At 73.5% G+C, this 13,740-nt stretch carries 13 protein-coding genes; 11 read left to right on the forward strand and 2 right to left on the reverse strand.

All coding sequences use genetic code 11. From position 1 onward, the window contains the following. Positions 1–11: 11 nt before the first annotated feature. The 9 genes from BJP59_RS06560 to BJP59_RS06600 all read left to right on the forward strand — a co-directional run bounded on the left by BJP59_RS06560 (position 12) and on the right by BJP59_RS06600 (position 8,869). Complete coding sequence (locus BJP59_RS06560; RefSeq protein WP_034652914.1) at positions 12–497, forward strand: cell division protein SepF; 486 nt, start codon at positions 12–14, stop codon at positions 495–497. 153 nt (positions 498–650) lie between these two features. Continuing rightward, complete coding sequence (locus tag BJP59_RS06565; RefSeq protein WP_021482710.1) at positions 651–941, forward strand: YggT family protein; 291 nt, start codon at positions 651–653, stop codon at positions 939–941. A gap of 226 nt (positions 942–1,167) precedes the next feature. Next, the gene (locus BJP59_RS06570; RefSeq protein WP_021482711.1) at positions 1,168–1,842 is read left to right on the forward strand and encodes a DivIVA domain-containing protein; all 675 of its coding nucleotides are present in this window, start codon (positions 1,168–1,170) and stop codon (positions 1,840–1,842) included. A 138-nt stretch (positions 1,843–1,980) separates the two neighbouring features. Next, positions 1,981–2,442: a TraR/DksA family transcriptional regulator gene (locus BJP59_RS06575; RefSeq protein WP_021482712.1), complete on the forward strand. Its 462-nt coding sequence runs from the start codon at positions 1,981–1,983 to the stop codon at positions 2,440–2,442. A gap of 59 nt (positions 2,443–2,501) precedes the next feature. Next, complete coding sequence (locus tag BJP59_RS06580) at positions 2,502–3,188, forward strand: signal peptidase II (RefSeq protein ID WP_194522520.1); 687 nt, start codon at positions 2,502–2,504, stop codon at positions 3,186–3,188. Further along, positions 3,185–4,114 carry an RluA family pseudouridine synthase gene (locus BJP59_RS06585; protein WP_043655591.1) on the forward strand — a complete coding sequence of 310 codons (930 nt, stop codon included), beginning with the start codon at positions 3,185–3,187 and terminating at the stop codon, positions 4,112–4,114. The genes BJP59_RS06580 and BJP59_RS06585 overlap by 4 nt, the downstream gene beginning before the upstream one ends. Continuing rightward, positions 4,111–4,632, forward strand: a complete 522-nt coding sequence (locus BJP59_RS06590; protein ID WP_228485309.1) for a GNAT family N-acetyltransferase — start codon at positions 4,111–4,113, stop codon at positions 4,630–4,632. Before BJP59_RS06585 ends, BJP59_RS06590 begins: the two co-directional genes overlap by 4 nt. 98 nt (positions 4,633–4,730) lie before the next feature. Beyond that, a complete protein-coding gene (gene dnaE, locus BJP59_RS06595) occupies positions 4,731–8,267 on the forward strand; it encodes a DNA polymerase III subunit alpha (protein ID WP_061267591.1) in 3,537 nt (1,178 codons plus the stop codon). Between the two features lie 197 nt (positions 8,268–8,464). Then, on the forward strand, positions 8,465–8,869 hold the full coding sequence (locus BJP59_RS06600) for a pyridoxamine 5'-phosphate oxidase family protein (RefSeq protein ID WP_021481778.1): 405 nt from the start codon (positions 8,465–8,467) through the stop codon (positions 8,867–8,869). A gap of 27 nt (positions 8,870–8,896) precedes the next feature. On the opposite strand, the gene BJP59_RS06605 is transcribed toward BJP59_RS06600, so the two are convergent. Then, entirely contained in the window at positions 8,897–9,133 is a 237-nt protein-coding gene (locus tag BJP59_RS06605) for an RNA-binding S4 domain-containing protein (RefSeq protein WP_034652908.1), read from the reverse strand. A 136-nt stretch (positions 9,134–9,269) separates the two neighbouring features. Here BJP59_RS06605 and hisD point away from each other — a divergent pair, with 136 nt between their 5' ends. Continuing rightward, complete coding sequence (hisD, locus tag BJP59_RS06610) at positions 9,270–10,595, forward strand: histidinol dehydrogenase (protein WP_034652906.1); 1,326 nt, start codon at positions 9,270–9,272, stop codon at positions 10,593–10,595. Then, on the forward strand, positions 10,592–11,209 hold the full coding sequence (locus BJP59_RS06615) for a GNAT family N-acetyltransferase (protein WP_051028219.1): 618 nt from the start codon (positions 10,592–10,594) through the stop codon (positions 11,207–11,209). Before hisD ends, BJP59_RS06615 begins: the two co-directional genes overlap by 4 nt. A gap of 27 nt (positions 11,210–11,236) precedes the next feature. Here the strand turns inward: BJP59_RS06615 and BJP59_RS06620 are convergent, their stop codons facing one another. After that, positions 11,237–13,504, reverse strand: a complete 2,268-nt coding sequence (locus BJP59_RS06620) for a RecQ family ATP-dependent DNA helicase (protein WP_194522961.1) — start codon at positions 13,502–13,504, stop codon at positions 11,237–11,239. Positions 13,505–13,740: the final 236 nt, after the last annotated feature.

The raw sequence follows: 13,740 nt of genomic DNA on the forward strand, positions 1-13,740 counted from the left end.
GAGCAAGGCCCATGGCGGGAGCGCTGCGCAAGACCATGCTGTATCTGGGCCTCGCTGATGATCGCGGCGAGGACGAGCAGGACGAGTACGTCGACGAGCTCGACGAGACGGGGGCGGACGTGGCGCACGACTACCAGGCACCGGTGACGCCGCTGCACCGCGCGCTCGGGCCGCGCGAGGTGCCGCAGACGAGCATGTCGGCGGCCGAGCTGCGGCGGATCACGACGGTGCACCCGCGGTCGTACAACGACGCGCGCGTGATCGGCGAGGCGTTCCGCGGCGGCACCCCCGTGATCATGAACCTCTCGGACATGGACGACGCGGACGCGAAGCGCCTCGTCGACTTCTCCGCTGGGCTCATCTTCGGGCTGCACGGGGCCATCGAGCGCGTCACCAACAAGGTGTTCCTGCTCTCGCCCGAGCACGTCGAGATCACCGGCGAGGAGCAGGCCGCCGCGCCGGCCCCCGGTCGCGCGGGCTTCTACAACCAGAGCTGAGCGTGCGCGCGGCGCGGTGCGCCCGCCGAGCACGCGCCGCACGCACGCGGAGGGACGGACGCGGTGACGCGCCCGTCCCTCCTGCGCGTCCGCCCTGGGCGTAGCGCGTGTCCCCGGCGGGGCCGGGGGCGGTGCGTCTGGCACAGTTGACCCGTGATCTGGGACCTCATCACAGGCATCGTCGGATTCCTGCTCTGGCTCTACCTGCTGCTGCTCATCGGTCGGCTCGTGTTCGACTGGGTGCAGTTCTTCGCGCGCGACTGGAGGCCCCGGGGGGTCCTGCTGGTGCTCGCCGAGGTGATCTACTCGGCGACGGACCCGCCCCTGCGCGCGCTGCGCCGACTCATCCCGCCGCTCTCGCTGGGTCAGGTGCGCCTCGACCTCGCGTTCATCATCCTGTTCTTTGCGGTGACGATCGCGGCGCAGATCGTGTCCTCGCTCTGAGACGCACGTCACCCGATCGGGGTGTCCGGACGGCCCGGACCGGGCCGCTACGTCCGGTTCGCCCCGACCCCCACCGCACGCCCGCGCACGCTGCACGCCGTCGGCACGGTTCCGACGGCGCGCGACGGCGCGGCTGCACCCGCCCCTGAGGGCAATGTCCGCTACTTTGGAGTCTGGTGATCGCGAGGTCGCCCGGACCGACACGCAAACGCTATGAGGTGAACCGATGGCACTGCTCACTGCAGAGGACATCCTGAACAAGAAGTTCTCGGCGACGAAGTTCCGCGAGGGCTACGACGTCGAAGAGGTCGACGACTTCTTGGACGAGGTGGTGAGGACCCTCAACTCCGTGCAGGAGGAGAACGAGGACCTCAAGGCGAAGCTCGCTGCGGCAGAGCGTCGTCTCGCCGAGCTCAGCCGGGCCGACGCGTCCAGCGCTGCGGTGCAGCCCCCCGTCGTCGAGACGCCGAAGGCGCCCGAGCCGGAGCCGGAGCCCGTGCGCCCCGCCCCGATCTCGCAGGCCGTCGTCACGAAGAACGCGGCGGAGCCCGAGTCGGCGACGGGCATGCTCCAGCTGGCCCAGAAGCTGCACGACGACTACGTGCGCTCCGGCCAGGAGGAGGGCGACCGCCTCATCGCGGAGGCCAAGGAGGAGGGCTCGCGCATCGTGCGCGAGGCCGAGGAGACCTCGCACCGTACGCTCTCGCAGCTCGAGCAGGAGCGTTCGCTCCTCGAGCGCAAGATCGACGAGCTGCGGATCTTCGAGCGCGACTACCGCACGCGTCTCAAGAGCTACCTGCAGAACCTGCTGGGCGACCTGGACAACCGGGGCAGCGCCCTCCCGCCGCGCAGCAACGTCGGCGGGGCGAGCCGCACGAGCGACCTGGCTCCCGGCATCTAGCACCTGCGTCGACCGTCCGGCAGCGGCCGGTACGCCTCGCACCTGCGCCTTCACTCCCGCCTCGGCGGACCGGCGTGGTGTGTTGTGCGTACCGGCCGCTGCGTCTACTCTCGCGTGACTCGAACTTGGAGGGGCGACATGACCAAGCTCACCACGGCGGCCCGTTCGGCCGTGCGCGACCGTTTCCCGAACCTCGCGAAGGACGTCAAGTCCTTCCCCGTGCGCGACGGGGAGGAGCCCTGGACCCTGCGGGAGGCCGAGGAGCTCGCCGCGGAGCTGCTCGCCGAGAAGGAGCGGCTGGAGGGGGAGCTCGCCGTCGCGGACGAGGAGCTGTCGAACCTCCTGCGACACTCCGGTGACGGCGCCGGCGACGACCAGGCCGACTCCGGGTCCAGCGCCCTCGAGCGCGAGCAGGAGCTGACGCTCGTCAACAACGTGCGCGACCTCCTCGCGCAGACGTCGCACGCGCTCGACCGCATCGCGGCCGGCACGTACGCGACGTGCGAGGAGACCGGGCTGCCGATCGGCAAGGCGCGCCTGCAGGCGTTCCCGCGCGCGAACCTCTCCGTCGAGGCCAAGCAGCGCGCCGAGCGGCGCTGAGCACCGGGCCGTCGTGGGGCCGCGTCGAGCGGGGCGACGACGTGGCAGACTTGCCGCCGATGTCCACCTCTGCGCGCCCCGAGCCCACCGACCCCGCCGACGCCTCCCCGCAGGCGACCGCCGACCCCTCCGCAGGAGCCGTCCGGCGCGGTCCGCGGCGCGTCCTGGTCGTGTGGACCGTCGTCCTCGCCGTCCTCGTCCTCGTGCTCGACCAGCTCACCAAGTGGTGGGCGGAGTCGAGCCTCACGCTGGGCGACGACACGATCCCGCTCGTGGGGTCGCTGCTCGGCCTGCGGCTCATCTACAACCCGGGCGCGGCGCTCTCCATCGCGACGGGCATGACGTGGCTCCTGACCATCGTCGTGGTCGCGGTGGTGGTCGTCATCGTGCGCATGGTGAGCCGCATCGGCTCGCGCGCGTGGGCCGTCGCGCTGGGCCTCCTGCTGGGCGGCGCGCTCGGCAACCTCGTCGACCGCTTCTTCCGCGAGCCCGGCTTCGCGCGCGGGCACGTCGTCGACTTCATCGCCTACGCGAACTGGTTCGTGGGCAACGTCGCGGACATCGCGATCGTGGCCGCGGCCGTGATGATCGCCGTCCTGTCGGTGCTCGGCATCGGGCTGGACGGGACGCGCCACGGCGGCGACGACGCGGACCCCGGGACGAGCGCCGACGACGCCGTCGAGCCGACGTCCGGGCCCGCACCCGAGCCGACCGCCACGCGGACCGACGACGAGGGGGCGCGGTGAGCCTCCGGTCGCTCCCGGTGCCCGACGGCCTCGCCGGCGAGCGGGTCGACGCCGGGCTGTCCCGGCTCCTCGGCCTCTCGCGGACGCGGGCTGCAGAGCTGGCCGCGGGCGGCGCCGTCCGCCTCGACGGGCGCGAGGTCGGCAAGTCCGACCGGCTCGTCCCGGGCGGGTGGCTCGAGGTCGACGTGCCCGACGCGGCGCCCGCCGTCGAGGTCGTCGCGGAACCCGTGCCGGGCATGGGCATCGTGCACGACGACGACGACCTGGTGGTCGTCGACAAGCCCGTCGGGGTCGCGGCCCACCCGTCGCCGGGCTGGACGGGCCCGACCGTCGTCGGCGCCCTCGCGGCCGCGGGGTACCGGATCTCGACGTCGGGCGCCGCGGAGCGCCAGGGCATCGTGCACCGCCTCGACGCCGGGACGTCGGGACTCATGGTCGTCGCGAAGAGCGAGGTCGCGTACACCGCGCTCAAGCGCGCCTTCAAGGAGCGCACGGTCGAGAAGGTCTACCACGCGCTCGTCCAGGGCCATCCCGAGCCCACCACCGGGACCATCGACGCGCCGATCGGGCGGCACCCCAGCGCGGACTGGAAGTTCGCGGTCACGGCGGAGGGCAAGCCCTCGGTCACGCACTACGAGGTGCTCGAGATGCTGCCCGCCGCGTCCCTCGTCGAGGTGCACCTCGAGACGGGTCGCACGCACCAGATCCGGGTGCACTTCTCCGCGCTGCGGCACCCGTGCGTCGGCGACCTCACGTACGGTGCCGACCCGGTGCTGGCCTCGCGCGTGTCCCTGACGCGCCAGTGGCTGCACGCGATGCGCCTCGGGTTCGAGCACCCCACGACCGGGCAGTGGCTCGAGCTGACGAGCGAGTACCCGGACGACCTCGCGCACGCGCTCGAGGTGCTGCGCGGGGCGTACGCGTGACCGTCGCCGCCTCGGGGCCGGGCGACGCCCGGCTCGCCGTGGAGCGCGTGGCCGACGACGCCGGGCTGGCCGCCGCGCACGCGCTGCGGCTCGCGGTGTTCGTCGACGAGCAGGGGGTGCCGGTCGAGGAGGAGATCGACGACCTAGACACCGCGGAGACGACCACGCACGTGCTCGTCCGGGACCGCGACCGGGGCGGGGACGTCGTCGGCACGGGCCGGCTCCTCACGGACCCCGCGCACCCGGGAGAGGTGCACGTCGGCCGGGTCGCGGTCGCCGCGGTCGCGCGCGGCACCGGCGCGGGAGTCGCGGTGATGCGCGCGCTGGAGGAGGTCGCGCTCGCCGAGCACGCGGTCCCAGGGCCGGACGGACGCCGCACCGTGCGCGTCCTCCTCTCCGCCCAGGTCCAGGCGATCGGCTTCTACGAGCGGCTCGGGTACGCCGTGTCCGGACCGGTCTACCTCGACGCGGGCATCGACCACCGCGACGCCGCCAAGACCCTGACGACGGACGTCTGACCCCTCTCGGCGGGGCACCGCGCGCCGTTCGCGTGACGTGCCGCACGACCCGCCGCGACCTCGCCCGGGTGTGGGTGGGGCACGCCTAAGATCGGTGCATGCCCACCGCGACCGAGGACTTCGTCCACCTCCACGTCCACACCGAGTACTCGATGCTGGACGGTGCGGCCCGGATCGGGGACCTGTTCGACGAGGTCGAGCGCCTGGGCCAGAAGGCCATCGCGACGACGGACCACGGCTACGTGTTCGGGGCGTTCGAGTTCTGGTCGCGGGCGCAGGCGAAGGGCATCAAGCCGATCATCGGCGTCGAGGCGTACGTCACGCCGGGCACGAGCCGGTTCGACCAGACCCGCGTGCGGTTCGGGCAGCAGGGGCAGGAGTCCGACGACGTGTCGGCGCGCGGTGCGTACACGCACATGACGCTGCTCGCGAAGGACAACGAGGGTCTGCACAACCTGTTCCGGGCGTCGTCGCTCGCGTCGCTCGAGGGGCAGATGGGCAAGTGGCCGCGCATGGACCGCGACCTCCTCCAGCGCTACGGCAAGGGCCTCGTCGCGACGAGCGGGTGCCCGTCGGGCGAGATCCAGACGCGCCTGCGCCTCGGCCAGTGGGACGAGGCGGTGCGGACGGCGGGCGAGCTCCAGGACATCTTCGGCCGCGAGAACTTCTTCGTCGAGCTCATGGACCACGGGATCGACATCGAGACACGGGTCACGAAGGACCTCCTGCGCCTCGCGGAGACCATCGGGGCGCGCCTCGTCGCGACGAACGACCTCCACTACGTGCGCGAGGAGGACGCTTCCAGCCAGGAGGCGCTGCTCGCGATCAACTCCGGCTCGACGCTCGACGACCCGGACCGGTTCAAGTTCGACGGCACCGGCTACTACGTGAAGTCGGCGGCCGAGATGCGCCGGGTCTTCGCGGAGCTCCCCGAGGCGTGCGACAACACGCTGCTCATCGCCGAGCAGTGCGAGGTGTCGTTCGACACGAAGGCGAACTACATGCCGCGGTTCCCCGTCCCCGAGGGCGAGGACGAGACGAGCTGGTTCGTCAAGGAGGTCGAGCGCGGGCTGCACCGCCGCTACCCGAACGGCATCCCGGACGCGGCGCGCAAGCAGGCGCAGTACGAGACCGAGGTCATCATCCAGATGGGCTTCCCGGGGTACTTCCTCGTGGTCGCCGACTTCATCAACTGGGCCAAGGACCAGGGCATCCGCGTCGGCCCCGGCCGTGGGTCCGCCGCAGGCTCGATGGCGTCGTACCTCATGGGCATCACCGAGCTCGACCCGCTGGAGCACGGGCTGATCTTCGAGCGGTTCCTCAACCCCGAGCGCGTCTCGATGCCCGACGTCGACGTCGACTTCGACGAGCGTCGGCGCGGGGAGGTCATCCGGTACGTCACGGAGAAGTACGGCGACGACCGCGTCGCCCAGATCGTCACCTACGGCACCATCAAGGCCAAGCAGGCGCTCAAGGACTCGGCGCGGCTCCTCGGCTTCCCCTTCGCGATGGGGGAGAAGCTCACCAAGGCGATGCCGCCGGCCGTGATGGGCAAGGACATCCCCCTGTCGGGGATCTTCGACCCCAAGCACGAGCGGTACTCCGAGGCGGCGGAGTTCCGCCAGCTCCACGACACCGACCCGGAGGCGCAGCGCGTCGTCGAGCTCGCGCGGGGTATCGAGGGGCTGAAGCGGCAGTGGGGCGTGCACGCCGCGGGCGTCATCATGTCGAGCGACCCGCTCATCGACATCATCCCGATCATGCGCCGTCCCCAGGACGGCGCGGTCATCACGCAGTTCGACTACCCGACGTCCGAGGGCCTCGGCCTCATCAAGATGGACTTCCTCGGGCTGCGGAACCTCACGATCCTCGACGACGCGCTCGAGAACATCGAGATGAACGGCAAGGAGCCGATCGAGATCGAGTCGCTCACGCTCGACGACAAGGCGTCGTACGAGCTGCTCGCGCGCGGTGACACGCTGGGCGTGTTCCAGCTCGACGGCGGCCCCATGCGTGCTCTCCTGCGCCAGATGAAGCCGGACAAGTTCGACGACCTCTCGGCCGTCATCGCGCTGTACCGCCCGGGCCCGATGGGCATGAACTCGCACACGAACTACGCGCTGCGCAAGAACGGGCTGCAGAAGATCGAGCCCATCCACCCGGAGCTCGAGCAGCCCCTCGCGGAGATCCTCGACGAGACCTACGGCCTCATCGTCTATCAGGAGCAGGTCCAGAGGGCCGCGCAGATCCTCGCCGGCTACTCGCTCGGACAGGCCGACCTGCTGCGGCGCGCGATGGGCAAGAAGAAGAAGGAGATCCTCGACAAGGAGTTCGTGCCGTTCCAGGCGGGCTGCCGGGAGCGCGGGTACTCCGACGCCGCGATCCAGGCGGTCTGGGACACGCTGGTCCCGTTCGCGGGCTACGCCTTCAACAAGGCGCACTCCGCCGGGTACGGCCTCGTGGCGTACTGGACGGCGTTCCTCAAGGCGAACTACCCGACGGAGTACATGGCGGCGCTCCTGCAGAGCGTGCGCGACGACAAGGACAAGCTGGCCCTCTACCTCAACGAGTGCCGGCGCATGCACATCACCGTGCTCCCGCCGGACGTGAACGACTCGGCGGCGAAGTTCACCGCGGTGGGCGGCGACATCCGCTTCGGTCTCACGGGCGTGCGCAACGTCGGCGCGAACGTCGTCGACGCGATCATCCGCACGCGCGAGGAGAAGGGCGCGTTCACGTCGTTCACCGACTTCCTCGACAAGGTACCGGCCGTGGTGTGCAACAAGCGCACCATCGAGTCGCTCATCAAGGCAGGCGCGTTCGACTCGCTCGGCCACGCGCGGCGCGCCCTGCTCGTCGTGCACGAGCAGGCCGTCGACTCGGTCATCAGCGTCAAGCGCAAGGAGGCCGAGGGGCAGTTCGACCTCTTCGCCGACTTCGGGGGCGCGGACGCCGAGGACGGCATGTCGTTCTCCGTCGACGTGCCGGACCTCCCGGACTGGGACAAGAAGCAGCGCCTCGCGTTCGAGCGCGAGATGCTCGGCCTGTACGTGTCCGACCACCCGCTGTCCGGTCTCGAGCACGTGCTGACGCGTGCGGCGGACACCGGGATCGCGAACCTCCTCGCCGACGAGGGCCGGCCCGACGGCTCCACCGTGACGATCGCCGGCCTCGTGACGTCGCTCCAGCGCAAGATGAGCAAGAACGGCAACCCGTGGGCCGCGGTGACCATCGAGGACCTCGAGGGCGCCGTCGAGGTCATGTTCTTCGGCGAGACGTATCTCGCGTACTCGACCGTCCTCGCCGAGGACCAGGTCGTGGTCCTGCGCGGGCGCGTGCGTCGGCGCGACGACACGATGCAGCTCCAGGCGATGGAGGTCTCGCTCCCGGACATCACCGTGGGCGCCGAGTCGCCGCTCGCCGTGAAGGTCTCGCACACGCGCTGCGTCGAGCCGATCATCCTGCGCCTCCGCGAGGTCCTCGCGACGCACCCCGGCTCGGCCGAGGTGCATGTCCAGGTCCTCGAGCCCGGCAAGACCACGGTCGTCCGCGCGGGCGACGGGTTGCGGGTCGAGAAGTCGCCGGCGCTGTTCGGCGACCTCAAGGCGCTGCTCGGGCCGTCCTGCCTGCTCTGACACGCCGACGCCGTCGGTCCGGCACTGCGCACGGTCCCGCCGTGCAGACGGTGCCACCGCCCGGGCGGTGCCGTCCTGCCCACGCTGCGACGCACCCAGGACGGCGCACCCACGGCGGCTCGTCGGCGGCGTCGTGTGACGACCGGCACGAGACGGCTCCGGCCGGTGCCGGGCGGGCCGCGCCTAGACTCGCGAGCGTGATCCGACTCAACCCCGAGCAGCGCGTCTTCGTCACCGAGCGGCACCTGGCCACGCTCACGACCCTGCGCGAGGACGGGAGCCCGCACGTCGTCCCGGTGGCGTTCACCTGGGACCCGGACGCGGGCGTCGTGCGGATCACGACGAACCGCGGGTCGGTGAAGGCGCGCAACGCCCGCCGGGCCGGCCCGGACGGGGCGCACCCGCGCGCCGCGGTGTGCCAGGTCGACGGCGGACGGTGGCTCACGCTCGAGGGGACGATCGAGGTCGTCGAGGACGCGGAGGAGGTGGCGGACGCCGTCGCGCGCTACGCCCGCCGCTACCGCCCGCTGACGCCCAAGCCGGAGCGCGTGGTGCTGCGCCTCACGCCGGACAAGGTGATGGCCTCGACGTACATGGCCTGACCTCGCCCGACGAGTCGTACCCGCCGCTCAGGCGACGGTCGCGCTCTCCCCGCCCTGCGGCCGGTCCACCGTGACGACGTCGCCGCGGTGCAGCTGGCGGCCTCGGCGCGTGTCCACCTCGCCGTTCACGCGCACCTCGCCCTCGGTGACGAGCTCGCGCGCCTCCGCGCCGGACTCGGCGAGCCCGGCGAGCTTGAGGAACTGGCCGAGGCGGATGACGTCGTCGGAGATCTCGACCGGGCGGGCGTCGTCGGAGGCGTTCATGACGCCATTCTCCCCGGCGCCGCGTGCCGCGACGACACGACTCCCGACGAGAACGCGCCGGCGCAGGGCGGCCGCCAGGACGACCGGTGGGCGAAACGCGCTCGTCGCGGACCTCCCGGGCTCCTAGACTCGTCGCATGATCTCCCGCATCGATCTCCGAGGGCGTTCCCTGTCCGCACGCGAGCTCGCCGAGGCCCTGCCGCGCGCAGAGGTCGGCGTGGAGGACGCGGCGCATCGGGTCGCGCCGATCCTCGAGGCGGTGCGGACGCGCGGGGCCGAGGCCCTGCGCGAGTACGCCGAGCGCTTCGACGGCGTGCGGCCGGAGCACCTGCGGGTCCCGGCCGACGAGATCGCCGCGGCGCTCGCGGCGCTCGACCCGCAGGTCCGGGCAGGGCTCGAGGAGTCGATCCGCCGGGTCCGGCTCGTGCACGCGGCACAGCGCCCGCAGGACTTCACGGTCCAGGTCGCGCCGGGCGCCCAGGTCCGGCAGCGGTGGGTGCCCGTGCGCCGCGTCGGGCTCTACGCGCCCGGTGGCCTGGCCGTCTACCCGTCGTCCGTCGTGATGAACGTCGTCGCGGCGCAGGAGGCGGGCGTGCCGAGCCTCGCCGTCGCGTCGCCGCCGCAGCGGGACAGCGGCGGCCTGCCGCACCCGACGATCCTCGCCGCGTGCGCGCTGCTCGGCGTCGACGAGGTGTACGCCGTCGGCGGGGCGCAGGCGGTCGCGATGTTCGCGTACGGCGCGGCCGGCAGCGAGCCGCAGGACGGCGACGTGCTGTGCGAGCCGGTCGACGTGGTGACCGGCCCCGGCAACGTCTTCGTCGCGGCGGCCAAGCGGCTCGTGCGAGGCGTCGTGGGCATCGACGCGGAGGCGGGCCCCACCGAGATCGCGGTCCTCGCCGACGCCTCGGCGGACCCGGGGCACGTCGCGGCCGACCTCATCAGCCAGGCGGAGCACGACCCGCTGGCCGCCGCGGTGCTCGTCACCCCGTCGGTCGAGCTCGCCGCCGCGGTCGAGGCGCGCCTCGCGGACCTCGTGACCGCGACGAAGCACGCGCAGCGCGTCGCGCAGTCGCTCGCGGGCCCGCAGTCCGCGATCGTGCTCGTCGACGACCTCGAGCACGGGCTGCAGGTGGTGGACGCCTACGGCGCGGAGCACCTGGAGATCCAGGCCGCGGGGGCGGCCGAGCTCGCCGAGCGCGTCACGAGCGCGGGGGCGATCTTCGTCGGGCCCTGGTCGCCGGTCTCGCTCGGCGACTACATGGCCGGCTCGAACCACGTCCTGCCGACGGGCGGCTGCGCGCACTTCTCCAGCGGGCTCGGCGTGCACAGCTACGTCAAGGCCGTCCAGGTGGTCGAGTACGACCGCGACGCCCTCGAGGACCTCGCGGACCGGATCGTCGCCGTGGCGAACGACGAGGACCTCCCGGCGCACGGCGAGGCGGTGCGGGCGCGGTTCCTGTGACCGCCGGTCGGTCCGGCGCGCCGCACGACGGCGGCCCGCACGACCAAGCACGGCGGCACGACGGCGGCCCGCACGACGAGGCCCCGCACGGCGGCGCCTCGCGCGACCAGGCACCGCTCGCCGGCGCTCCGCACGGCGTCTCCGCGCGGGACGCCGTCGTGCGGGTGCGGCGTGCCGTCCCGCGCGACGCGGCCGACCTCGTGTCGTTGCGTGTGCACCTCATGCGCGCGATGGGCGAGCCCGGCGCGGAGGACCCGACGTGGCAGGGCCGGGCGCGCGCGTGGTTCGCCGCGGGTCTGGGGACTCCCGACGTCGTCGCGTTCGTCGTCGACGCACCGGGACGCCTCGCGGCGTGCGCGCTCGTCGAGCTGCACCGGTCCGCGCCGTCGGCGCGCAACCCGCGCGGCACGACGGCGCACCTGTCGAACGTCTGCACGCACCCGGCCGACCGCGGCCGGGGGTTCGGGCGCGCGTGCGTCGGAGCGGCGCTCGACTGGGCCCGCACGGCGGGCGCGGACTCCGTGTCCCTGCACGCGACGCCGGAGGGCGAGCCGCTCTACCGCTCGCTCGGCTTCGTGGACACGACGTACACCGAGCTGCGCCTGCGCTGGTGACGCGGCCCGGTGTCTGGCGCGTCCGCGTCAGCGCACCCCGAGCACGAACGGGTGCACCGCCGCCGCCCCGGCGCGGCGCAGCAGGCGCGCCGCGACCGTGAGGGTCCAGCCCGACTCGGTGTAGTCGTCGACGAGCAGCACGCGGCGACCGGCGAGACCCGCGCGCGCCGCGTCCGACAGCTCGAGCTGGAGGCGGCCCGCGACGCCCGCGAGGCGCGTCGCGGAGTTCACGTCGTGCCGGCCCGGCTCCTCGCGGCCCGGGGCCGGCCCGACCGCGCCGATGAGCGGCTTGCCGAGGTAGCTCGCGAGCCCGTTCGCCAGGTGGAACGTGAGCCGCGGACGCGTCGCGGAGCGGACCGCGACGACGCCGTCCACGAGGAGCCGCCGCTCGGCCGGCGCGGTGCCGTCGGGGGTGTCGTCGTCGGCCCCGGTCCCCAGGTCCGGCTGCGGGGCGGACTCGTAGAGCTCCGCCCAGTCGTCGAGGACGCGCGCGGCGGCGCGCCGGAGCGCGACGGGGGTGTCGCCGTCGGGCGTCGTGGCCGCGAAGAGCTCGCGCAGCGGCGCGGACCAGCCGAGCCCGTCGAGGCGCGCGACCGCGCGCCCGGTCTCCGCGAGCTCGTCCGCACCCAGGCGCCCGCGCAGGTCGAGCCCCAGGCGGTCCATACCGCTCGGCCACTGCCGACGGGCCACGACCTCGACGCCGGGGCGGTCCATGTCGGCGCGCGCGGCGGCGACGGCCTCCGCGTCGGGGAGCGCGGGCAGCGTCACGCCGCCGCACGTGTCGCAACGGCCGCACCGCCACCCGTCCTCGAGCTCCGGGTCGTCGAGCGCGGCGCGCAGGAACGCCATGCGGCACCCGTCGGTGGCCTCGTAGTCGAGCATCGCCTGCTGCTCGGCCGAGCGCGTGGCGTCGACGCGCGCATAGCGCTCGGCGTCGTACGTCCAGGGCTCGCCCGTCGCCTCCCAGCCGCCCTTGACGCGCCGGACCGCGCCGTCGACGTCGAGCACCTTGAGCATGCCCTCGAGGCGTGACCGCTTGAGGTCGACCTGCGTCTCGAGCTGCGCGACGGACTGCGTGCCGCCCGCGCCGAGGGCGTCGAGGGTCGCCCGCACCTGGTCCTGGGGCGGGAACGCGGTGGACGCGAACCACTCCCAGATGCGGCGGTCCTCCTCGCCCGGCAGGAGCACCACGACGGCCGAGTCCACGCCACGGCCCGCGCGCCCGACCTGCTGGTAGTACGCGATGGGCGAGCTCGGCGCCCCGAGGTGGACGACGAAGGCCAGGTCCGGCTTGTCGAAGCCCATCCCGAGCGCGGAGGTCGCGACGAGCGCCTTGACGCGGTTCTCCTTGAGGTCCTCCTCGAGCCGCTCGCGCTCGGCGGGGTCCGTCTGGCCCGTGTACGACGCCACGGCGAGACCGGCGGCGCGGAGCTGGCTCGCGACCTGCTCGGCGGCGGAGACGGTGAGGCAGTACACGATCCCCGAGCCGTCGACGTCCTGGAGCGCCTCGACGAGCCACGCGACGCGCGTCGGCTGGTCGGGCAGGCGCAGCACGGCGAGGTGCAGCGACTCGCGGTCCAGGCCGCCGCGCAGGACCAGGACGTCCTCGTGGGCCGCACCGCCCGCGGCGTCGCCGACGGCCCCGCCCGCGGCGTGCGCCGCCGTGACGCCGAGCTGCTCCGCGACGTCGGCGGTCACGCGCTCGTTCGCCGTCGCGGTCGTCGCGAGCACCGGGATGCCGGGCGGCAGGTCGGCGAGCAGGGTGCGGATGCGCCGGTAGTCCGGCCGGAAGTCGTGGCCCCAGTCCGAGATGCAGTGCGCCTCGTCGATGACGACGAGGCCCGCGTCGGCCGCGAGCCGGGGGAGGACCTCGTCGCGGAAGCCGGGGTTGTTGAGCCGCTCCGGCGAGCACAGGAGGACGTCCACCTCGCCGTCCGCGATCGCGCGGTGGACGTCGTCCCACTCGGTGACGTTCGCAGAGTTGATCGTCACCGCCTTGATCCCGGCGCGTGCGGCGGTCGAGATCTGGTCGCGCATGAGCGCGAGGAGCGGGGACACGATCACCGTCGGGCCGGCGCCGCGGTCCCGCAGCAGCCGGGTCGCCACGAAGTACACGGCCGACTTGCCCCACCCGGTGCGCTGCACGACGAGCGCACGACGGCGGAACGCCACGAGCGCCTCGATCGCGCGCCACTGGTCCTCGCGCAGCGTCGCGTCGTCGCGCCCCACGAGGGCGCGCAGCGCGGTCTCGGCGTCCTCGCGCAGCGACTGCCCGTCGAGGAGGCCGCGCAGCATGGCGAGCTTGGCGCGCTTGGCGGCCTCGCCGCCGTCGGCCGCAGGAACGGGCGTGGGGTCGGGCGTGGGGTCGCCGCCCCGAGCGCCCGTGCCCGGGACCTCGCCGCCGGCCGTGCGCGCGGCGGGAGCCGCGCCGGCCGGTGCCTGCGGCGCCGCGCCCGCCCACGGGTCGCCGAACGGGTCGGCGGGCTCGTCGAGCGGCGGCTCGTCGGCCGGGTCGAAGGGCAGGTCGGCGT

This window comes from Cellulosimicrobium sp. JZ28 (assembly GCF_015327065.1).
Classification (GTDB): domain Bacteria; phylum Actinomycetota; class Actinomycetes; order Actinomycetales; family Cellulomonadaceae; genus Cellulosimicrobium; species Cellulosimicrobium funkei.

Bases quoted from the DNA above. Each gene is read 5' to 3' on its own strand.
- BJP59_RS06560 (WP_034652914.1), top strand. From the start codon at position 12: ATGGCGGGAGCGCTGCGCAAGACCATGCTGTATCTGGGCCTCGCTGAT.
- BJP59_RS06570 (WP_021482711.1), top strand. From the start codon at position 1,168: ATGGCACTGCTCACTGCAGAGGACATCCTGAACAAGAAGTTCTCGGCG.
- BJP59_RS06575 (WP_021482712.1), top strand. From the start codon at position 1,981: ATGACCAAGCTCACCACGGCGGCCCGTTCGGCCGTGCGCGACCGTTTC.
- BJP59_RS06580 (WP_194522520.1), top strand. From the start codon at position 2,502: ATGTCCACCTCTGCGCGCCCCGAGCCCACCGACCCCGCCGACGCCTCC.
- dnaE (WP_061267591.1), top strand. From the start codon at position 4,731: ATGCCCACCGCGACCGAGGACTTCGTCCACCTCCACGTCCACACCGAG.
- BJP59_RS06605 (WP_034652908.1), bottom strand. From the start codon at position 9,133: ATGAACGCCTCCGACGACGCCCGCCCGGTCGAGATCTCCGACGACGTC.
- hisD (WP_034652906.1), top strand. From the start codon at position 9,270: ATGATCTCCCGCATCGATCTCCGAGGGCGTTCCCTGTCCGCACGCGAG.
- BJP59_RS06620 (WP_194522961.1), bottom strand. From the start codon at position 13,504: ATGCTGCGCGGCCTCCTCGACGGGCAGTCGCTGCGCGAGGACGCCGAG.